Below are 20,329 nucleotides of genomic sequence, written 5' to 3' on the forward strand. Positions count from 1 at the left end.
CCGGATGCACAGAGCGAGGGCACGCATCACGCACTCGCGGGTGCGGTCGCGCCGCCGGTCCGGCGCTGGTTGACATGGAGTGCGCTCCAATACCTAGCGTCTTGGGCAGACCTTCCGACGACGAGCTCTGGAGACAGCAGCATGACAGCAATTCCCACCCGGCGCCTCGGCGAACTGACCGTCTCCGCCCAGGGCCTGGGCTGCATGGGCATGAGCCACGCCTACGGCGACGCGGACGACGCCGAGTCGATCGCGACGCTGCGCCACGCCCTCGACCTGGGGGTCAGCCTCCTGGACACCTCCGACTTCTACGGCCATGGCCACAACGAGGAGTTGATCGGACGGGCCATCGCCGGACGCCGGGACGACGTGGTGCTGGCCACGAAGTTCGGCTTCGCCAACCGGCTGGGCGAGCCCACCGCGATCCGCGGGGACGCCGAGTACGTGCGGCAGGCGTGCGAGGCGTCGCTTCGCCGTCTCGGCGTCGACCACATCGACCTCTACTACCAGCACAGGGTCGACCCGCAGGTGCCGATCGAGGAAACCGTGGGCGCCATGGCCGAGTTGGTGCAGGCCGGCAAGGTCCGCCACCTCGGCCTCTCCGAGGCCGGCGCGGCCACGATCCGCCGGGCGCACGCCGTGCATCCGATCGCCGCGCTGCAGAGCGAGTGGTCGCTGTGGACTCGCGATCTCGAGGCGGAAGTCGTCCCCGTCTGCCGCGAACTCGGCATCGGCGTCGTCCCGTTCTCCCCGCTCGGGCGCGGCTTCCTCACCGGCCGCTACCGCTCGCTCGAGGGCATGGCCGAGAACGACATGCGGCGAAGCCAGCCGCGCTTCGCCGACGGCAACCTCCAGCGCAACCTGGCGATCGTGGCCCGGCTGACCGAGCTGGCCGAGGCCAAGGGTGTGACCGCCGGCCAGCTGGCCCTGGCCTGGGTGCAGCACCGGGGCGACGACGTGGTGCCGATCCCCGGCACCCGGCGGCAGCGGTACCTGGAGGAGAACCTCACCGCGCTGACGGTCGAGCTGTCCGCCGACGACATCACCGCCATCGAGGCCGCCGCCCCGAACGACCAGGTAGCCGGCACCCGTTACGACGCGACAAGCCTGACCTTCGTGGGCCGCTGAGCCCGCCGCGACGCGGCGCACGGTTGCGTGGGTTACTCTGCCGCCGGTCGGATCACACTGCGGGGGGCGTGTATGACGGGTCAGGGTGAGGCGATGCTGGATCGGCTCGGCTCGCTCGCGCCTGATGTGCGGGCCGACGTGATCCGTCTGCTCGAGGCGGCTGTGCGGGGCGCTCCCAGGGCGTGGACCCGCCGCAGGGGCGTCCAGGTGCAGTGGCTCACGCTCCGCGACGGCGACGACCGCGTCGCGGTGCGGGCGGACGCCGGCGAACTGAGTCAGCATGTCGACTGGGACGGTCCGCGGTCCGCGCGTTCTTTCGGCGGCGCCCTGCATGCCCAGCTGGGGACGAACCGGTGCGCCGCCCTCGTCTACGGAGACGCGATCGACACCCGCTCGTGGGGATGGGTGCTCCCGCTCCTGTTCGGGCAACTGCCCAGGCTGGACACGGCGGTGAGGGTCGATGTCGAACACCGTACGGGGTCCCGTTCCACGTTCTCGTTCTCCATCCGCTACCGGTGCATGGTCGTGCGACGGCTGCGGTTCGAGGAGGACGTGCACGGGATCCTGCGGCGGGCCGGGAACGTGCGACGGTGAGCGCCCCGGGCCGAGGGCAGCGCGGCGCGCTCGCGTCGCCGTTCGTCACCGGTATCCGGTCGCGTCCGCCGGTTTGCCGGCGTCGGCGACCTCGACCAGGTAGCGCCAGCAGTCCGGGCGTGAGCCGTCGAGGTCCGTGAAGCCGTACTCGCGGGCCAGTTGCCCGCTGTCGAGGGAACGGCCGTTCCAGCGGGCGACGTCGGCGTCGCCGGCGAGTGCCGCGACCGCGCGTCCGACGTACGCCGGGCTCTCCGAGATACAGAAGTGCGGCACCGTCGTCAGCGCGTCGCGCCAGTTCTCCTCGGTGACGCCGAACGCCTCGAGCATCATCTCCGAGCGCAGCCAGCCCGGGGTGAGCGCCACCGCCGTCCCGCCGTGCGGCTCGACCTCGTGGGCGAGCACGAACGCCATGCGCAGCACGGAGTTCTTGACCAGGTCGTAGAAGTAGGAGTTGCGGTAGTTCGCCGCGTTGTAGGCGGCCGTGCCGTCGGTCATCTCGACCACGAGGCCGCCCGGCCGCCGCACGAGCAGCGGAAGCAGGAAGTGGCTGGTGATCGCGTGGGTCTCCACGCCCAGCCGGAGCAGCCGCAGCCCGTCGTCGAGGTCGTGCTCCCACACCGGCTTGTCGAACGCGAACAGCCGCTCACCGCCCCAGCCGTTGTTGACGAGCACGTCGAGGCGCCCCTGCTCGGCGTCGACGCGCTCGGCCAGCGCGCGGACCTGCTCGGGCACCAGGTGGTCGGTCGGCACCGCGATGCCGGTACCGCCCGCGGCGGTGACGAGTTCGGCGGCCTCCTCGATCGTCTCGGGCCGGTCGTACTCCGACCGGTGCCCGGGAGTGGTGCGCCCGGTGACGTACACCGTCGCCCCCGCCGCGCCGAGCTGCACGGCGATCCCCCGACCGGCACCCCGGGTGGCACCGGCTACCAGGGCGATCTTCCCGCGGAGGTCGGGGGTGGTCGATGTGTCGGTCACCGGTTCCATCGAGGTCCTCTCCTTTGTGCACCGGCCATCAGCCTCTCGCACACCGCGCCGGGGCACCAGCGCTTCTCGGTCGGTCGTATGGGGCGCTGCGGGGGCGGGTTGACCCTCGACCTTGTGCAGGGGTCAGAGTTCCGGGTGTGGAGAACGACATGCGCAGCATCGGTGAGATGGCCCGTGACAGCGGCCTGGGGGTGAGCGCTCTGCGGTTCTACGACCGGGCCGGGGTGCTGGTGCCGGCCTGGGTGGATCCGGTGAGCGCCTATCGCTGGTACGAACCGGGGCAGCTCGAAGAGGCGCGGCTGCTGGCCCGTCTGCGCCGGGCCGGGATGCCGTTGCCGGACATCCGGCTGGTGCTGGCGAGTTGGTCCGGGGCGGACGCCGGTCTGGTCCGGGAACTGCTCAAGGCGCATCTGCGCCGCCTCGAACAGGGGCTGTCCGACGCCCGCAGCGAGTTCTCCGCGCTCCGAGCACTACTCGATCACCGGGAGAACGTGATGACCAAGCTCCGTACCGCCGCCGTCGGCCTGTCCGTCGCCGCGTCCGAGCTGGCGGCCGCGCTGGACACGGTCCGCTTCGCTGCCGGCACCGACCCTGAGCTGCCGATGCTCGGCGGGGTCCTGTTCGACGTCGAGGGCGGGAGCCTGCACGTCGTGGCCACCGACCGGTACCGGATGGCCGTCGCGCGGGCCGGTGTCACCGGGCACGACGGCGGCCGGGTGCAGGCCATCGTGCCCAGTCCGCTCGCCGACGCGATGCGGGCGCTGCTGGACGGCGAGGAGCGCGTGCGGCTCTCCGTGGACGACGGCCGCGTGACCCTGGAGGCCGGGGACCGGCAGGCGTCCGGTCAGTGGCTCGACCATGACTTCCCCGACTACCGTCGTCTCCTCCCCCAGGCCGACGGGCGTCGCGCCGTCGTCGAAGTGGCGGCCTTCCGCGAGGCCCTGGAGAACGGCCCCGTCCGCACGACGGAGGCCGGCGCGCCCGAGCTCAGCGTGCTCAAGGTGGAGAGCGGCGGCACGGTGGCCCTCTGCGCCGACGGTGCCGAAGACCCGGACCGCGTCGCCGTCAACCGCCGGTACCTGCTGGACGCCCTGGCCGCAGGGGGCCGGGACCGACTGGTTCTGGAGCTCGGCGCCCCCGACGCGCCGATCGCCCTCCGCCGGCTGGACGACGCGGACGCCTTCTCGATCCTGATGCCGGTCCGGCTGGAGGACTGACTGAGGGTTCGACCTGAACGCGACCCGACCCTTGCGCGCCGCGTCCCGTCACACGCGGGCGTCCGGGTCGCTCGCCATCTCCCTCAGCAGCCGGACGTACTGCTCGGTGAAGCGGAGCGTGTCCTCCTCGTCGTAGCGGGCCAGGCGGAACTCGAAGGCGCCCGTCAGTGTCGCGTCCGCCGTCTCCTCGATGACCACCGCCGCGTCGAACTTGGCCGCACCGGTGCCCACGGCGACGCGCGTCACGGTCAGGCCGGGCAGTTCGGGGGCGCTGACGGTGGTGCCTCCGAAGGAGAACATCAGCTGGAACACCGGGCTGTGCTCACGGCCGCGCCGCGGGGAGATCTCCCGTGCGACCCGGTCGAAGGGGACGTCCTGGTGGCTCATCGCCTCCCGCACGGTGACGCGGACCCGGCGCACCAGCTCCCGGAAGGTGGTCCCCTCGGGCACCTCGGTCCGCAGGGCCAGCGTGTTGACGAACAGGCCGATGACATGGGCGAGTTCGGGGCGTTCACGGCCGGACGACAGAGCGCCGACGACGATGTCCCGGGCCCCGGCGGTGCGATGGACCAGGGCCTTGAAGGCGGCCAGGAGCACCATGTACGGGGTGGCCCGCTCGGTGGCCGCCAGGGCGCGCAGCCTGCGGGCGGTGTCCGGGTCGACAATGAACGTGCGGGTCGAACCGCCGGGGTGCAGCGGGTCGGCGCCGGGTGAGAGGGGCAGCCGTGTCACCGCCGGCGCGTCGGCGAGTCGCCTGGACCAGTAGGCGAGTTGAGCCGCCTCCTGCGGGCCGTCCTCGAGGGTGTGCAGCAGCGCCGCGTGGTCGGTGTAGGCGACGGGCAGATCGGGCAGGTCGGCGGGCTCGCCGGTCAGCGCCTCGCCGTAGAGACGGGAGAGGTCCCGCTGGAGCACGTCCAGCGACCAGCCGTCGCAGACGGTGTGGTGCATCGCCAGGACGAGCAGATACTCCTCGGCGCCGACCCGCAGCAAGGCCGTGCGGACCAGTGGCCCGCGGGCGAGGTCGAACGGCTCGGACACCAACGCGCCTACCCGCGCGTCGACTTCGGCCGTGGGCAGTGCGCTGACGTCGACCGGCCGCAGTTCGTGCGCGTCCGCGGCGGCGGGCGGGGCGACGAACTGGGTCAGGCTCCCGTCCACCAGGCGCAGCGTGGTGCGCAGTACGCCGTGCCGCCTCAGGAGTCCGCGCACCGCTGCCTGAAGGTGCGCGGGGTCCAGGGGGCCGACGAGCCGCAGGACGAGCGGCTCGTTGTAGGCGGCGGACCTCTCCAGCCGGTGGGCCATCCACATCTGCCGCTGCGCGGGGGTAGCGGGTGCGGTCACCACGGCGTTACCGGCGGGCTCGCTGCCCGACCGTGGTGTGCGCGGTCCGGAGAGGGCCCCGCCGGGTAGAGGTGCGGCGGACCGCGCCGCCTCTATCCGGGCGGCGAGCCCGGCGACCGTCGGCGTCTCGAAGACCATGTGCTGGCGGACGTCCGCGCCCAGCGCCTCACGGATGTGGGCCGACAACCGGGTCGCCGTCAGCGAGTCCCCGCCGAGCAGGAAGAAGTCCTCCTCCACGCCCACGGTCGGCAGGCCGAGCAGCATGGACCAGATGCCCGCGAGCGCAGCCTCGACGGGCGTACGCGGTCGTCGGCCCGCGTCGGCGGGCGCGGGCGCGGGCGGGCCGAGCGGGAGCTCTCGCAGAGCGCGCCGGTCGACCTTGCCGTTCGGGTTGAGGGGCAGCGCCGGTACGGCGACGAAGCGGGCCGGGACCAGCCCGGGGGCCAGCCGGCCGCGCAGGTGTGTTCGCAGCCCGGCCGGATCGGGCTCGCCGTCCCAGACCACGCAGGCGACGAGCTGGTCGGCTCCGGTGGCCGACCTGTGCGCCAGCACCGCGTTGCGGGCGACCCCCGGATACGCCCCGACGGCGGCCTCGACCTCCCCGGGCTCGATCCGGACGCCGTGCACCTTGAGCTGGTGGTCGATGCGGCCCAGGAACTCCACCGCGCCGTCCGGGCGGCGCAGCGCCAGGTCGCCGGTGCGGTACATGCGTCCGCCCGGGGCGTCCGCGCAGGGGTCGGGCAGGAAGCGCTCCGCGGTCAGGCCCGGCCGGGCGAGATAGCCGCGCGAGACGGCGTCCCCGGCGACGTACAGCTCCCCCGGCTCGCCGTCCGGCACGGGCCGCAGAGCCGCGTCGAGGATGCGTACGGCGGTCCCCGGCAGCGGGGTTCCCACCGGCACCCGGGGCCAGGCGCGGACCTCGGCGGCCGGCGCCGTCACCTCGTGGAGCAGCTGTGAGACGGTGCCTTCGGTCGCTCCGTACTCCTGCACCAGGCGGACGCCGCCGGACAGCCACTCGCCCACCTTGTCCGCGGCGACCTGCTCGCTGCCGACGACGAGCAGCCGCAGCGACTTCGGCGGCACGGGAGCCCCGTCGGGGTCGCGGTCGAGTTCGCGCAGCCACTCGTACCAGTAGGCGGGCGTCAACTGCAGGACGGTGACGCGCTGCTTGTCGATGACGCCGTGCAGGCTCGCGGCGTCGGCGAGCGACTCCTCGGGGTCCAGGACCAGGCAGGCGCCGGCGTGCCAGGTGGAGAAGATCTCCTCGGCGGCCACGGAGAAGCCGATGGAGGCGAACTGAAGGACACGGTCCCCCGGCGTGAGCCCGAGGCGGTCGGCGATGCCCTCGGCCAGGGAGGCCAGCGGGCCGTGCGAGAGCATGACGCCCTTGGGACGGCCGGTGGAGCCGGAGGTGTACGAGGCCCAGGCGAGGGCCTGCGGGTGGGCCGCGGCGGGCGGCCGGGGGGCCGGGCTGTCGGACTCCGGGGCGTCGTGTTCGTCCAGGCACACGACGGCGCTCTCGTGGCGGGGCAGTGCCTCTCGCAGGGCCCGCAGGGTGAGCACGACCGGGGCGGCCACCTCTTCCATGACCGACCGCAGGCGCTCCGGCGGGTAGGCGGGGTCGAGGGGGACGCAGTAGCCGCCCGCTTTGAGGACGGCGAGCAGGGCCACCGGCAGCTCGGGGCAGCGGCGCAGATGAACGCCCACGGGGGTCTCCGGCCCGACGCCGAGGCTTCGCAGCAGCGGGACGAACGCGTCGGCGCGGCGGTCGAGTTCGCCGTAGCCCATTACCAGGTCGCCGCAGTGCACGGCGGGCGCGTCGGGGGTGAGCCGGGCGTGCTGGGCGACCCGGGCGTGCAGGGTCGTCACGGGATCAGCACCACCTTCGAGGCGTGCCCCTGGTCGAAGAGGCGGAAGCCCTCGGCGGCCTCGGCGAGGGGCAGGCGGTGGGAGATGACGAAGGTGGGGTCGAGGCGTCCGGTGCGCACCAGGTTCATCAGAGGTTCGCGCACGCTGATGGGGTCCCCCACGGCGAACCGGAGGGTCAGCTCCTTGCCGAAGGCGAGTCCGGTGGGCATGGGCATCGCCTCGGAGGCGTGCGCGCCGGCCGCGCAGACGGTGCCGCGCGGACGGACGATCTCCAGTGCGGTGAGCAGCGAGGCGTCCGTGCCGACGGCCTCCAGAACGACGTCCGCCCCGCGCCCGCCGGTCAGTTCGCGGACCCGCTCGGCGAGGTCGGCGCCGGGAGCCAGGCCGAGCGCTCCGTGTTCCTCGGCCAGGGCGCGGCGGGCGGGGAGCGGGTCGACGGCCAGGACGGTCGCGGCGCCGAGGATGCCGGCCGCTTTCATGGCGAGCAGGCCGACGGGGCCGCAGCCGACGACGGCGACGGTGTCGCCGGGCCGTACCTCGCCGCCGGTGGCGCAGGCGTAGCCGGTGGACAGGACGTCGCCGATGAGGAGGGCGTGCTCGTCGTCGACGTCGTCGGGGATCGGGCTGAGCACGACGTCGGCGAAGGGGACGCGCACGTACTCGGCGTGGCCTCCGGCGAAAGCGGTGTCGCCGACCACGGTGTCGTAGCCGAACAGGCCGACGCGCTCGCACTGGTAGTGCCAGCCGCGGTGGCAGTTCCAGCAGGCGCCGCAGGCGATGACGTCCGAGGCGACGACGCGGGTGCCGGGCCGCAGTCGGCGCACGTCCGCGCCGACCTCCTCGACGACGCCGGTGAACTCGTGGCCCGTGACGGTGCCGGGGGTGAACGAGGCGATCTCGCCGCGGTAGGGGTGCAGGTCGGTGCCGCAGATCGCGGACCTGACCACGCGGACCAGTGCGTCGGCGGGATCGGTCAGGGTGGGCGCGGGGATGTCGTCCGAGACCTGGACCTTGTACGCGCCGTGCCATTGAAGGGCCTTCATGCGGACTCCTCCCCCGGGCGGGACGCCGGGATGTCGAACTCGATCTGGGCAGCCGGTTGCGTGCGCGGCCGGGCGGGCGGCGGTTCCGCCGGGCCGGCGGCGGCGAGGTGGGACAGCTGGGTGGCGAGGAACGGGGCCAGGGCGCTGGCGGGTTCGGCGGCGACGGACTCGGGGTGGCCGGTGGCCACGACGGCTCCGCCGTCGACGCCGCCGCCGGGTCCGAGGTCGACGATCCAGTCGCTGGCCGCCGCGAACTCGACGCTGTGCTCGATGACGATCACGGTGTTGCCCCGGTCGACGAGGTCGTGCACGACCTGGAGCAGCAGTTGCACATCGGAGAAGTGCAGGCCGGTGGTGGGCTCGTCGATGAGGTACAGGGTGCGGCCCTGGCCGCCGCGCATCAGTTCGCGGCTGAGTTTGAGGCGCTGGGCTTCGCCGCCGCTGAGGGTCATGGAGTCCTGGCCGAGCTTGAGGTAGCCGAGGCCCACGTCGCACAGCACCCGCAGGGGGTCGGCGATGGCGGGGACGTCGTGGAAGACGTCCAGGGCCTGCGCGGCCTCCAGGTTCAGGGTTTCGGCGATGTTGAGGCCCCGGCAGTGGATCTCCAGGGTCTGCTGCGAGTAGCGCAGACCGTGGCAGGACGGGCACTCGACGCTGGCGTCGGCCAGGAAGAGCATCTCGATGCGGATGACGCCCTTGCCGAGACAGCGGTCGCAGCGTCCGCCGCCGCGTTCGGCGTTGAAGCTGAACTTGGAGGTGGAGTAGCGGCGGCGCACGGCCTCCTCTGTCTTGGCGAACATCTTGCGGATCTCGTCGAAGATGCCGATGTAGGTGGCCGGGGTGGAGCGGGAGGAGGCGCCGATGGACTCCTGGGTGACGGTGACGATCCGCTCGAAGTGCTCCCAGCCGGTGAGGTCGCGGAAGGCGCCCGAGGGTCGGTGCCGAAAGCGCAGGGCTTCCTCCAGCGCGGGTTGCAGGGTTCGGGTCACCAGGGAGCTCTTGCCGCTGCCGCTCACGCCGGTGACGCAGGTCAGCAGTCCGACGGGGAAGTCGGCGTCCGTGTCACGCAGGTTGTGCAGGTGGGCGCCGCGGACGCTGAGCCACCGGTCGCCGGGTGCCCGGCGGGTGTCGCGCGGGGACCGTACCTGGGCCTCGTTGCGCAGGTAGGCGGCGGTGCGGGAGTCGGGGTGGGCGATGACGTCGGCGGCGGGGCCGTCGGCGACGACCCGGCCGCCGCGGGTGCCGGCGCCCGGTCCGAGGTCCACGAGGTGGTCGGCCGCCTCCATCGTCTCGCGGTCGTGTTCGACGACGAGGACGGCGTTGCCGGCGGCGGCCAGCCGGCGCAGCATGCCGATGAGCCGGCCGTTGTCCTTGGCGTGCAGGCCGATGGAGGGCTCGTCCAGTACGTAGGTGACTCCGACGAGCCCGCTGCCGAGCTGGCGGGCCAGTCGCAGCCGCTGGCCCTCGCCCGCCGAGAGGGTGGGCGCCGAGCGGTCCAGGGAGAGGTAGTGCAGGCCGACGTCGAGCATGAACTCGATGCGTGCGGCGATCTGTTCGAGCAGTTCGGACGCGATGTCGGACAGGAAGCCGTGTTCCAGTTCGCCGCGCACGGTGGTCAGCCAGGTGCCGAGGCGTGTGATGGGCAGGGCGTTGACCTCGGCGATGTTGACGCCGGCGAGGGTGACGGCGAGGGCCTCGGCGTGGTGGCGGGTGCCGGAGCAGCTGGTGCAGGTGATGGCCGACATGAACACCTGGTAGAACTGCTTGCGTCCCGGTGAGTCGGCTTCTCTGAAGAGGCGCTCGATGTGTCCGGTGAAGCCTTCGAAGGGCTGTCGCCGCAGTCGTTCGGCGAGTTCGGGTGCCAGGTCGAGGGCGGAGGATCCGTGCAGGATCACCTCGCGCAGCCCGGGCGGGAGTTCGCGCCAGGGCGTGTCGAGGCTGCCGCCGCCGAGGGTGACCAGGTCGGGCAGTTCGCGCACCGGCCACCAGGTCTTCTTGCTGCCGCGGCGGTCACCGAAGAAGGTCAGCGCCCCGGAGCGGATGGACTCGTTCTCGTCGCCGACGAGCAGGGCGGGGTCCACGCGCAGGATGAAGCCGAGTCCCTCGCAGCCCTCGCACATGCCGATCGGCGAGTTGGGGGTGAACCACTGTGAGGATGTGGCGCGGGCCCGGGTGCCGCAGTCGGCGCAGAAGAAGCCCTCTCTGATGTGCCGGACGGTCTGTGTGCCGCGCCGTACGACCAGGTGGCGTCCGGTGCGCAGCGCGGACTCGATGTGCTCGCCGAGGGCGGACAGTTCGGCGGCGCCGGATTCGGGGCCGACGGCGGCGAGGAAGCGGCCCGGCCGGTCGCCGTCGGGCGGCTGCCCCACTTCCAGCCGGTCCTGGCGGGCGTTCTCGCGCAGCCAGTCGAGGTGCTCGGCGGCGTCCCGCGGGTGGATGTCGCCGCCGCAGGTGCGGCAGTGGTGGTGGCCGGCGCGGGCGAAGAGCAGTCGGAGCCGGTCCGAGATCTCTGTGATGGTGCCCACGTTGGAGCGGGGGTTGCGGCTGATCGTCTTCTGCTCGATGGCGACGGTGGGGCTGAGCCCGCTGATCCAGTCGACGGCCGGCTTGGGGACCTTGGGCAGCTTGCGCCGCACGTAGGCGGAGAGGCTCTCCAGGTACTGGCGGTACCCCTCGGCGTGGATGGTGTCGAAGGCCAGGGAGGACTTGCCGCTGCCGGAGACGCCGGTCAGGACGGTGACTCCGTGGCGGGGCAGCCGTAGTTCGGCGATGTCCAGGTTGTGCTGGCGGACGCCCTTGAGCACCATCCAGTCCCGGTCGTGGGTGTCGCTGGTCGTGCTCATCGTGCGGTGGCTCCTCGGGAGAGCGGGGCGAAGTCCCGGTCGATACGGCCGTCGGGGGTCAGCGACAGCCGCTCGCCGACCGTCAGGGTGTCGGGGGCGGTGAAGCCTGGGAGGCGGCGGCGCAGGTGGGCGCGCAGCGCGGCGGGGTCGGTCTCGGAGGTCTCGGCGTGGGCGGTGATCGTTCCGTCGGGGGCGGTGGTCACGACGGCCGCGTGGACGTCGGGGTGGGAGGTGAGCGCCCATTCGACGTCGGCGGGCCGGACGCGGTAGCCGTCGCGCTCGACGTGTTCCCCGGGGCGGCCCAGGAGTTCGAGGCGGTCGCCGGGCAGCCGGCGGGCGGCGACGCCGGTCGCGACCGGGGCGGTGCGGGGGGACGCCGCGAGGTGGAGTTGCCCTTCGCAGCCGTCGAGGACCTCCCGGCCGGCCGGGTCCAGCAGGATCGCGCCGGGGTCGGCGACGAGGGGGCCGCGATGGCCGGGGCCGAGGTCGGTGAACGGCAGGGGCGGCTGCCCGGGGGCGCCGAGGGCCCGCAGGAGTCGCAGGCCCACGAGGTCGGGCAGCCGTACGGGGTCGCCGCCGGTGGCGACGACGGCCCGCAGGCCGGCGAGCGGGGTGCGGGGCAGTGCGGCGAGCCCGGCGAGGAGCGGGCCGGGCAGGGCGGCGACGGTCGCTCGGAGGTGGGCGGGGGCCGGCTGGACCCGGGTGTGCGGCGCCAGGCAGAGGGTGGCGCCCGCGGTCAGCGGCAGCAGGGTTTCCAGCGCGGCGGTGGGGGTGCCCGCGGGGGCGGTGCGCAGGAAGCGGTCCGCCGAGGTCAGGTCCAGTGCCGTCGACCACTGCTCCAGCAGCCCGGGCGGGCACTCTGCGTCGGTTCCGGTGCCGGTGCCGGCGAGGGCGTCGACGAGGGCGACCAGGGCCTGCGGTGTAGGTGCGTCCGCGACGCGGTCCCACAGTTCGCCGTAGGTCAGACTGGTGTCCTGCGTGACCACTGCGAGGCGGCTCGGGTCGTCGGCGGCCAGCGCGCGCACGGACTCCACCGGTCCTGCGGCCCGCGCCGCGAGAGGCGCAGCGGCCTGCTGGACGGCCGGGGGCCGGGCGGCGATGTCGAGGCCGGCCACCGGGGCGTCGGGGCCGCTGAGCGCCGCGTCCAGGACGGCGGTGAACTGGGCCGCCAGACGAGGCACGGTGTCCTCGTCGAAGAGGTCGGCGTTGCAGAGCAGTTGCATGCGCATGCCGTCGACCTGCTCGAAGTGCCGCAGCTCGATGTCGAAGGGGGTCGAGGGGCGTTCGGCGGCGGCCTTGAGCTGCTTGAAGCGCAGACCCGGCAGTTCCAGGGCGGCCATGCTGTGCTCGGCGTGCACGGAGAAGAACATGGCCTGCGAGATCGGATTGTGGCTGTCCTCGCGCCGTTTGGCCAGGCGCAGGGACAGGCGGTGGGCGGGGACGTCGGCGTGCTCGTGGGTCTCCAGGACCGCGTCCCGTACCCGGACGACGAGTTCCCGGAAGGTGAGACCGGTGCCGCGCAGATCCGCGGGCACGGCGACGAGGTTGCCGAAGTCGCCGATGACGCCCGCGACTTCGGCGCGGTCCCGGTAGGCGGTGAGGGTGCTGGTGGTGAAGGAGTCATGGCCGCAGGTGCGGTGCAGCCACAGCTGGAACGCGGCCATCAGGGTCATGAAGGGGGTGACGCCGACAGCTCGGGAGAGCTCGCGGACCCGCTCGGACAGTGCGTGAGGGAGGTCGAACCAGTGCACCAGGGCAGCGAAGGTGCGGGTGGCCGGCCGGGGCCGGTCGGTGGGCATGTCCATCGGGACCGGTACGCCGGCCAGCCGCTCGGCCCAGTAGGAGAACTCCGTCTCCAGGCGTGTGTCGTCGAGCCAGTCGCGCTGCCATACGGCGAAGTCGGCGTACTGGATGGGCAGCGGGGGCAGCGGCGACGGCTTGCCCTCGCTGAACGCCTGGTACAGGGTGACGATCTCGCCGAGCAGGATCCGCATCGACCAGTCGTCGGTGGCCAGATGGTGGGTGGTGAGCAGCAGGACGTGGGCGTCCGTCCCGAGCCGGAGCAGCCGGCCGCGCAGCAGACGGCCCAGGGTGAGGTCGAAGGGGCGCGCGCGTTCCTCGACGGCGAGCCGCTCGACGACCCGGTCCCGCTCGCCCGGGTCGAGGCCGGAGAGGTCCTCCACGGGCAGCTCGAACCGCGGCGGCACCGGTTCGACGGCCTGGACGACGGTGCGGGCCAGGTGGTGGAAGCTGGTCCGCAGCACTTCGTGCCGTGTGACCAGCTCCTGGAGGGTTCGCTCCAGGACCCCCGCGTCGAGGGCGCCCTCGATGCGCAGCGCCATGGGCGAGTTGTAGAGGGAGGTACCCGGCTTGAGGCGGGCGTTCCACCACACCCACTCCTGGGTGAAGGAGAGCGGGAACAGGTTGAGGCCTTGGGCGCCGGAGGCCATCAGCTCCTCCAGTCCCCTGCGCTCCCGGGGGGACAGCCCGGCTATCTTCGTGGCCCATTCCACGCTGCTACGCCTCCTCGAGGTCGTCGTTGAATCCGGCGCCGAGGTCGTCGGCGGGCGGCGGCGCCCCCAGCGAGAGGGCGGAGACCGCGGTGTCGGGTGCGGCGCAGGCGTCCGCGAGCAACGCGAGGTACCGGCCCGCCAGCCGCTCGACCGTCGCCCGGTCGAACAGGTCGGTGTTGTACTCCAGTTGGCCGCGCAGTCCGTGCTCCGACTGGAAGAGGTCGAGTCGCAGGTCGAAGATCGACGTGGTGCGGACGTCTTCGCGCAGCGCCATGGTGAGTCCCGCGAACTCGACCTTCCGGCGGCGCGGCGGGATGTTCTGGAGGATGAACATGACCTGGAACAGGGGGTTCCGGTGCGGGGCCCGTTCGGGCTCGAGTGCCTCCACCAGCGCCCGGAAGGGCAGGTCGCGGTGGACGAAGGCGTCGAGGGAGGAGCGGCGGACGCGGGCGAGCAGTTGCGTGAAGGTGGGGTCGTCGGCGAGTTCGGTGCGCATGACGAGGGTGTCGGCGAAGTAGCCGACCACGGAGGTCCATTCGGCCCGGTCGCGGTTGCCGACAGGGGTGCCGAGGAGGATGTCGTTCTGTCCCGACCAGCGGGAGAGCAGGACGGCGAACGCGGCGAGGCAGGTCATGAACGGGCTGGCGCCGGCGCTTCGGCCGAGGGCGGTGAGCGCCAGGTGGGTCTGCTGCGGGACGGTGAAGGTGTGCCGGTCTCCCCTGAAGCTCGCCTCGGCGGGCCGGGGCCGGTCGGTGGGCAGTTCCAGGACGCCCGGGGCGCCGGCCAGCCGTTCGCTCCAGTAGGAGACCAGCTTCTCGCGCCGCGGCCCGGCCAGCCGCTCGCGCTGCTGGACGGCGTAGTCGGCGAACTGCTTCGGGAGGGGCGCCAGTTCCAGATCGGCGCCGGTGACGGCCGCGGCGTAGAGATCCGCGACCTCCTGGACGAGGACCTGGAGGGACCAGCCGTCGGCGACGATGTGATGCATCACGAAGACCATGACGTGCTCGTCGGCGGCGGTTCGGATCAGCCGGACCCTGAAGAGCGGCGCGGTGCGCAGGTCGAAGGGGGCGTGGACCTCCTCGCTGACGAGGCGGTCGGCGGCGGGCGCACGCTCGTCCTCGGGCAGAGCGGTGAGGTCGGACACGGTCAGGGGCACGGCGACGCCGTCCTCGACGCTCTGGCGGGGAACGCCGTCCAGTTCGGTGACGGCGGTGCGCAGCATGTGCTGGCGGTCCATGGTCCGTGCCAGGGCGGTGTGCAGGGCGCCGAGGTCGAGCGGGCCGGTCAGGTCCCAGGTCGCGGTGGTGTTGTAGAAGGCGCTCGAAGGGTCGAGCCGGGTGAGGAACCACAACTGTTCCTGGGTGAGGGAGAGCGGTGCGCTCTGCTTGCTCCGGTCGTCGGACATCGGGTCACACCTTCGTGGCGGTCGGGCGCAGGACGCTCGTGAGGGTCTGCTGGAGTTCGTCGAGCAGGCTCCGCGCCGCCTCGTCGTCGTACTGGGCGGGGTCGTGGGTCAGCAGGGCCCGCAGCGCGCCGTCCTCCTCGTAGAAGCCGAGGTCGAGGTCGAAGGCGCTGAACGGGTCGTGGTTGATCAGGGTGACCTTCAGGCCGTCGAGGGCCGGGGGCACCTCGGGGGTGGACTGGAAGGAGACGCAGACGTTGACCACCGGGCGGCTGCCGCGACGCTGGAGGCCGAGGTCGGCGACCAGGCGCTCGAACGGCAGGGTGCGGTGGACGTAGGCGCCGAGGGTGCTGCGGCGCACGGCCTGGAGCAGGTCCCCGAAATCGCCGCCCCCGGGGACCTGTACGCGCAGCGGGAGCAGGTTCACCAGGAAGCCGACCGTGTGGTCGAACTGCGGGCGGCCGCGGAAGCCTACGCGGGTGCCGACGAGGATGTCGTGGGCGCCGGTGTGCCGGTGGAGCAGGCTTGTGAACGCCGTGAGCAGGATCATGAACGGTGTGGCGCGCTCGCGCCCGGCGTGGTCGCGCAGGGCGTCGTAGAGCGGCTGGGGGAAGGTGAGCCAGCGGGTGGCGACCTGGCGGCCGGAGGCAGTGCGCCGGACTTCGGGGGCACCGTCGGGGGCCTTCGCGGCGGTGCGGGCGAGGTCGAGTTCGGGCAACGGGGTCGCGCCCTCGAGTTCACGTCGCCAGTAGGCGAGTTCGCGTGCGGCGGCGGGGCTCTCCAACCAGTCCCGCTGCCAGCGGACGAAGGCGGAGTAGGGGGCGCGGACGGGCTCGAGCGGGGAGGGCAGACCGGCGCGGCGGGCGGCGTAGAGACGCTCCAGCTCGCGGAAGAGGACCGACCACCAGGAGACGGCGTCCGAGACGATGTGGTGCGTGGTGACGCGGACGACGTGTTCGCGGGGGCCGAGCCGGTAGAGCGCGGCCCGGACGACGGGTCCACGCGCCAGGTCGAACCGGCGGCCTTGGTCCTCGAGCAGCAGCCGGTGCAGTTCCGGCTCCCTTCGCGATCTCGGCAGTCCGGACAGGTCGGTGAGCGGCATCGCCGGGCCGGCCTGGTCGGCGGGGAGGACCTCCTGGGCGGGCCGGCCTCCGGTGACGGGGAAGCGGGTGCGCAGTGCCTCGTGCCGGCGGACGAGCTCCTGGAGGCTCCAGTGCAGGGCCGGGGCGTCCAGGTCGCCCTCCAGGCGGAACGTCATCGGGTCGACGAACGAGGTGCCTGAAAACCGCTCGAGGAACCACATGCCCTGCTGGGCGTGGGACAGCGGTAATTCCGTCACTGGCCGCAACCTCGCTTTCCTGACCGGGCCCCCGAATTGCACGTCCATTCGGCGGGGCCGCCATCCAAACACATCGGTGATCATGCACGCAAGAGTCGCCGCCCGGCCCCTCGCACATCTCTCAACTTTACTCATGCACAAGGCAATTGACGGGCCGTGGCGTATAGTACGATCCCGCCATGAGTTCGCTGGTGAAGAATCTCCGAGAGAAATCCTCATGAATCTCCGCACGCCTGCCGGAACTCTTGGAGTTCTCGGCGGAATGGGCCCTTCCGCAACAGCCGAATTCCTTCGCCTTCTCGCCGTCAAAGCGCCGGCGGTCATTGATCAGGAACACCCCCGCGTCATTCTCCTGTCGGAGCCCGGCATACCCGACCGGACCGCGTCCCTCGTCGCCGGCGACGAGGCTCCGCTCGCCCCGCTGCGCGAGGGTCTGCGCACCCTGGCGGGCTGGGGCGCGGACCTGCTCGCCGTGCCGTGCAACACCGCCCACGCCTTCGTCGACCGCTTCCGCACCGAACTGCCGGTGCCCGTGGTGCACATCATCGACGCCAGTCTGGCCGCCGCCATGCGGACGAGCCCGGGGGGCAGCTGGCTGGCGGCAACCACGGGAACCGTGCTGAGCGGCCTCTACCAGCGCCGTTCCGAGGCACTCGGCTACCCGCTGTTCGTCCCGCCCGACGAGGTGCAGGAGCTGGTCCACGATGCCAGCGTGCTCGTCAAGGCGGGCCGCCCGGCCGAGTCCGGCGCCGTGTTCGGGGACGCCGTGCGGACCCTCCGGGACAAGATCGACGCGCCGGTGCTCGCCGCCTGCACCGAACTCCCGCTGGCCCATGCCGCCGCCGGCCTGCCGCCGGAGCACATGGTCTCCAGCCTCGACGCGCTGGCCGACGCCTGCCTGGCGGAGCTCTACCGCTGACCGGGCCTGGCGGACCTGAGGCGAGGCGGCCTCTCATGAACGGTGGGCGATGAATGCGGCGAGGCGGTCGAGTCCCTCGTTCACAGCGGCCGGCGTCAGAACGCTGAAGGAGAGACGCATCTGACGGAATCCGCCCGCTCCGGCGTAGAAGTGATGCATCGGAGTCCACAGCACCCCGAAACGCTCCGCGGACTCCTCCAAGGCCTCCTCGTCGGCCCGGAAGGGGACGGTGAGAACCACGAACATTCCGCCGCCCGGCGCATTCCATTCGACACCGCCCCTTTCGTCGGCCGACGAGCCCGGGAATCGGGCCTCCAGTCCGGACAGGACGGCCCGCAGGTTCTCCCGGTAGACCATCGCCTCCCGGGTCACCGCCCGCTCCACGCTGCACCCGTTCTCCAGCAGGAAACCGCCGATGACCGCCTGGGCGACCGTGGAGGTGTTGAGCGTGAGCATGCTCTTGAGCTTGGCGAGTTCGTCCGCGAGCAGTCCGGCGCCGCTGCCCTCCGCGACCGGCTGGTCCGCCACCGCGTAGCCCACCCGCGCCCCGGCGAAGGCGGACTTGGCGAACGAGCCCAGATAGACCACCCGGCGCTGCTCGTCCATCGACTTGAGCGTCGGCGGTCTGACCCCGCTCGTCTGGAACATGGAGTAGGGGTTGTCCTCCAGAAGCAGGATGTCCTCCTCCTCGGCGATCCGCAGCACCTGCCGGCGCCGCTGCGGCGGCATCGACGCCCCGCCGGGATTGGCGAAGTCGGGCACCACGTAGCAGGCACGCGGGCGCAGCCCCTCGGCCCGCGCCGCGCGGATCTGGCGGGACAGGTCCTCGGGGTCGAGGCCCTCGGGGCCTTCGAGCACCGGACGCACCGGCATGTCGACCAGCCGGGCCGCGCCGATGAATCCGACGTAGGTGGGAGCGGGGGCGAGGACCACGTCCCGTTCGTCCCGGCGCAGCGCCCTGAGCACCAGCACCATCGCCTCCTGGCAGCCGGTGGTGACCACCACCGACTCGGGGTCGACGCACAGGCCCTCGTCGACCTCCAGGTGCCGGGCCACCAGGTGCGTGATCGTGCCCTTGGTGCGGCCGTACTGGAACAGCGTTCGCCGGATCTGCTCCGGGCTCTGCCCGAGGTCCGCCTCCAGGTGGTCGCGGAACACGCCGATGTGCCGCTGAAGCGACTCGGGCTCGTGGAAGCCCTCGTACGGCCGCCCCGCCGCGAAGCTGACCGCGGCGGGGAAGCGGCCGGCGATCTCGTTGAGCAGCGTCATCGACGTCAGGGCCGGGTCGCTCAGCGAGCTGTGCAGCTCGCCGAGGGCGAGCGGCCGTAGGGATGTGGTGGTGGGCACGGCGTCACCTGCCGGTTCTGCGGGGCCCTGCATGGCACAGGGCGGGGCGGACGGGGTGAGGGGGACGGGACCTGCGCCAACAGGTCCTGGCTAGGCTGCGGTTCGGACGTCGTCGAGGAACAGGGGGATCGCCGTGGTGTCGCGAGGGGAGCCCGGCGCGGGCTCGGAGCGGTGGTTCCGGCACCAGCCGGCGCGGGCGCCGCGGGTGCGGCTGGTCTGCTTCCCGCACGCAGGGGGCGCGGCGAGCTCCTACCGGGAGTGGGGCGGGCTGCTGCCGCCCGAAGTGGATCTGCTGGCGGTGCAGTACCCGGGGCGGCAGAACCGCCTGCGGGAGCCCTGCGTGGAGACGATGGAGGAGCTGGCGGACCGGGTCGCGGCGGCTCTCGCCCCGTATCTGGGGCTGCCGGTGGCGTTCTTCGGCCACAGCATGGGCTCCTCGGTGGCCTACGAGGTCGCTCTGCGGCTGGAACGGCGCAGCGGTCTGGTGCTGGAGCGGCTGTTCGTGTCGGGCCGGGCGGCGCCGCACCGGCTGCCGGCTCCACCGTCCGCGCCACGCGACGACCACGAGTTGCTGGCCTCGGTGCGCCGGCTCGGCGAGCCCGACGCGGTCGCCTACGACGATCCCGAACTGCTCCCGCTGGTGCTGCCGTCGCTGCGCGCCGACCACCGGCTGATCGGTGCGTACCGTCCCGAGCGGCCGGCCCCGCTGTCCGCGCCGGTGACCGCGTTCGGCGGCGAGAGCGACCCTGCCTGCCCGGTCGAGGAGCTCGCCGGCTGGGCGGAGCTGACCACCGCCGGCTTTCGGCAACGGTCGTTCCCGGGCGGGCACTTCTATCTCGTGGAGCACCGTGCCGAGCTCGTCTCCCTGGTGGGTGAGCAGTTGACGGGCGCCCCGCACGGTGTCTGACCCGCGGCCCGTCATCCGAGGAGCCTCGCGGCGGTGCCGCCCATCAGCGCCGAGTGCTCCTCGGGGGTCAGCGGGGCGCCGTCGGGCCACAGCTGCGGATCGCCGGCCAGTTCGGCCATCCGGGTCACCGAGTCGGTCATGGTGGCGAACGGGTAGTCGGTGCCCCACAGCAGCCGGTCGAGTACGCCTTCCTTGCGGGCGTGCGCGAGCGCCGCGGCCACCGTCGGAGCCGGTCGGTAGGAGCCGAAGATGGACAGGTCCGCGTAGAGGTTGGGGTGGCGGGCGAGCAGTTCCACGCAGGGGCCGGTCCAGGGGGTGCCCAGGTGGGCGAGGATCAGGGTGAGGCCGGGGAAGTCGCGGGCGACGGGCTCCAGCAGGAGCGGGGAGAAGTAGCGGGGGTCGGCCTTCTTCGACGGCGTGTAGCCGGTGTGCACGAGCACCGGGACGCCGAGTTCCTCGGCTGTGGCGTACACGTCGTACCAGAGCGGGTCGGCCGGGGACATGCGCAGGTAGCAGGGGGCGGTCTTCAGCCCGCGCAGTCCCAGGTCGGTCACCGCGTGGCGGAGGTCGGCTGCGGCTCCGGGACGGCCCGCGTCCACCGAGGCGAAGCCGGCGAACCGGCCCGGGTGGCGGGCGCACATCCCCGCCACGAACTCGCCGGGCACGGAGAAGCCCTCGACCCTGCTGACCTCGAAGGCCAGCAGGAACGCCATGTCGACCCCGGCGGCGTCCATCTCCGCGATCAGCGCGGCCTCGGGCGCGGACAACGCCTGCGGCGGCCGTCCGGTGGTCGCCATCATCTGGTCCGCGAACTCGGCGGTGTAGTGACGGTGGTACTCACCGGCGTGGACATGGGAATCGATGATCACGTGGGTGCGGTTTC

The 20,329-nt window shown here is 72.7% G+C and carries 14 protein-coding genes; 5 read left to right on the top strand and 9 right to left on the bottom strand.

Annotated features, from left to right (window positions below):
• Nucleotides 1–141: 141 nt before the first annotated feature.
• Both ACFYXA_RS27855 and ACFYXA_RS27860 read left to right on the top strand, forming a co-directional pair.
• On the top strand, nucleotides 142–1,128 hold the full coding sequence (locus tag ACFYXA_RS27855; protein ID WP_389037748.1) for an aldo/keto reductase: 987 nt from the start codon (nucleotides 142–144) through the stop codon (nucleotides 1,126–1,128).
• A gap of 93 nt (nucleotides 1,129–1,221) precedes the next feature.
• Nucleotides 1,222–1,722 carry a hypothetical protein gene (locus ACFYXA_RS27860; RefSeq protein ID WP_389037752.1) on the top strand — a complete coding sequence of 167 codons (501 nt, stop codon included), beginning with the start codon at nucleotides 1,222–1,224 and terminating at the stop codon, nucleotides 1,720–1,722.
• A gap of 45 nt (nucleotides 1,723–1,767) precedes the next feature.
• Here ACFYXA_RS27860 and ACFYXA_RS27865 read toward each other — a convergent pair whose 3' ends face one another.
• Nucleotides 1,768–2,706, bottom strand: coding sequence for an SDR family oxidoreductase (locus ACFYXA_RS27865; protein WP_389037755.1), 939 nt, complete (start codon nucleotides 2,704–2,706; stop codon nucleotides 1,768–1,770).
• A gap of 149 nt (nucleotides 2,707–2,855) precedes the next feature.
• On the opposite strand from ACFYXA_RS27865, the gene ACFYXA_RS27870 reads away from it, so the two are divergent.
• Nucleotides 2,856–3,923, top strand: coding sequence for a MerR family transcriptional regulator (locus tag ACFYXA_RS27870; protein WP_389037758.1), 1,068 nt, complete (start codon nucleotides 2,856–2,858; stop codon nucleotides 3,921–3,923).
• Nucleotides 3,924–3,971: 48 nt separating this feature from the next.
• Here ACFYXA_RS27870 and ACFYXA_RS27875 read toward each other — a convergent pair whose 3' ends face one another.
• Genes ACFYXA_RS27875 through ACFYXA_RS27900 form a run of 6 tightly spaced genes read right to left on the bottom strand, consistent with a single transcriptional unit; the run spans nucleotide 3,972 to nucleotide 16,273 of the window.
• Nucleotides 3,972–7,133 (bottom strand): amino acid adenylation domain-containing protein, encoded by a 3,162-nt coding sequence (locus ACFYXA_RS27875; RefSeq protein ID WP_389037761.1) that lies wholly within the window; start codon nucleotides 7,131–7,133, stop codon nucleotides 3,972–3,974.
• Nucleotides 7,130–8,176, bottom strand: a complete 1,047-nt coding sequence (locus ACFYXA_RS27880; protein ID WP_389037764.1) for an alcohol dehydrogenase family protein — start codon at nucleotides 8,174–8,176, stop codon at nucleotides 7,130–7,132. Before ACFYXA_RS27880 ends, ACFYXA_RS27875 begins: the two co-directional genes overlap by 4 nt.
• Nucleotides 8,173–11,019: an excinuclease ABC subunit UvrA gene (gene uvrA / locus ACFYXA_RS27885; protein ID WP_389037767.1), complete on the bottom strand. Its 2,847-nt coding sequence runs from the start codon at nucleotides 11,017–11,019 to the stop codon at nucleotides 8,173–8,175. Before uvrA ends, ACFYXA_RS27880 begins: the two co-directional genes overlap by 4 nt.
• Nucleotides 11,016–13,532 (bottom strand): condensation domain-containing protein, encoded by a 2,517-nt coding sequence (locus ACFYXA_RS27890; protein WP_389037770.1) that lies wholly within the window; start codon nucleotides 13,530–13,532, stop codon nucleotides 11,016–11,018. The genes uvrA and ACFYXA_RS27890 overlap by 4 nt, the downstream gene beginning before the upstream one ends.
• A gap of 4 nt (nucleotides 13,533–13,536) precedes the next feature.
• Nucleotides 13,537–14,937: a condensation domain-containing protein gene (locus ACFYXA_RS27895; RefSeq protein ID WP_352245732.1), complete on the bottom strand. Its 1,401-nt coding sequence runs from the start codon at nucleotides 14,935–14,937 to the stop codon at nucleotides 13,537–13,539.
• 4 nt (nucleotides 14,938–14,941) lie between these two features.
• Entirely contained in the window at nucleotides 14,942–16,273 is a 1,332-nt protein-coding gene (locus ACFYXA_RS27900) for a condensation domain-containing protein (RefSeq protein WP_389037775.1), read from the bottom strand.
• A gap of 262 nt (nucleotides 16,274–16,535) precedes the next feature.
• Between ACFYXA_RS27900 and ACFYXA_RS27905 the strand changes: the two genes are divergently transcribed.
• Nucleotides 16,536–17,192, top strand: a complete 657-nt coding sequence (locus tag ACFYXA_RS27905; RefSeq protein ID WP_389037778.1) for an aspartate/glutamate racemase family protein — start codon at nucleotides 16,536–16,538, stop codon at nucleotides 17,190–17,192.
• 33 nt (nucleotides 17,193–17,225) lie between these two features.
• Here the strand turns inward: ACFYXA_RS27905 and ACFYXA_RS27910 are convergent, their stop codons facing one another.
• A complete protein-coding gene (locus ACFYXA_RS27910; protein ID WP_389037781.1) occupies nucleotides 17,226–18,572 on the bottom strand; it encodes a PLP-dependent aminotransferase family protein in 1,347 nt (448 codons plus the stop codon).
• A 103-nt stretch (nucleotides 18,573–18,675) separates the two neighbouring features.
• On the opposite strand from ACFYXA_RS27910, the gene ACFYXA_RS27915 reads away from it, so the two are divergent.
• Nucleotides 18,676–19,446, top strand: a complete 771-nt coding sequence (locus ACFYXA_RS27915) for an alpha/beta fold hydrolase (RefSeq protein ID WP_352245736.1) — start codon at nucleotides 18,676–18,678, stop codon at nucleotides 19,444–19,446.
• Nucleotides 19,447–19,457: 11 nt separating this feature from the next.
• Here the strand turns inward: ACFYXA_RS27915 and ACFYXA_RS27920 are convergent, their stop codons facing one another.
• The gene (locus ACFYXA_RS27920) at nucleotides 19,458–20,315 is read right to left on the bottom strand and encodes an amidohydrolase family protein (RefSeq protein WP_352245737.1); all 858 of its coding nucleotides are present in this window, start codon (nucleotides 20,313–20,315) and stop codon (nucleotides 19,458–19,460) included.
• Nucleotides 20,316–20,329: the final 14 nt, after the last annotated feature.

The organism is Streptomyces sp. NPDC002566 (assembly GCF_042889585.1).
Taxonomy (GTDB): Bacteria; Actinomycetota; Actinomycetes; order Streptomycetales; family Streptomycetaceae; genus Streptomyces.

Excerpts from the sequence above, each read along its gene's own strand:
- ACFYXA_RS27855 (WP_389037748.1), top strand. The coding sequence starts at position 142 with ATGACAGCAATTCCCACCCGGCGCCTCGGCGAACTGACCGTCTCCGCC.
- ACFYXA_RS27860 (WP_389037752.1), top strand. The coding sequence starts at position 1,222 with ATGCTGGATCGGCTCGGCTCGCTCGCGCCTGATGTGCGGGCCGACGTG.
- ACFYXA_RS27865 (WP_389037755.1), bottom strand. The coding sequence starts at position 2,706 with ATGGAACCGGTGACCGACACATCGACCACCCCCGACCTCCGCGGGAAG.
- ACFYXA_RS27870 (WP_389037758.1), top strand. The coding sequence starts at position 2,856 with ATGCGCAGCATCGGTGAGATGGCCCGTGACAGCGGCCTGGGGGTGAGC.
- ACFYXA_RS27880 (WP_389037764.1), bottom strand. The coding sequence starts at position 8,176 with ATGAAGGCCCTTCAATGGCACGGCGCGTACAAGGTCCAGGTCTCGGAC.
- uvrA (WP_389037767.1), bottom strand. The coding sequence starts at position 11,019 with ATGAGCACGACCAGCGACACCCACGACCGGGACTGGATGGTGCTCAAG.
- ACFYXA_RS27895 (WP_352245732.1), bottom strand. The coding sequence starts at position 14,937 with ATGTCCGACGACCGGAGCAAGCAGAGCGCACCGCTCTCCCTCACCCAG.
- ACFYXA_RS27905 (WP_389037778.1), top strand. The coding sequence starts at position 16,536 with ATGGGCCCTTCCGCAACAGCCGAATTCCTTCGCCTTCTCGCCGTCAAA.
- ACFYXA_RS27910 (WP_389037781.1), bottom strand. The coding sequence starts at position 18,572 with ATGCAGGGCCCCGCAGAACCGGCAGGTGACGCCGTGCCCACCACCACA.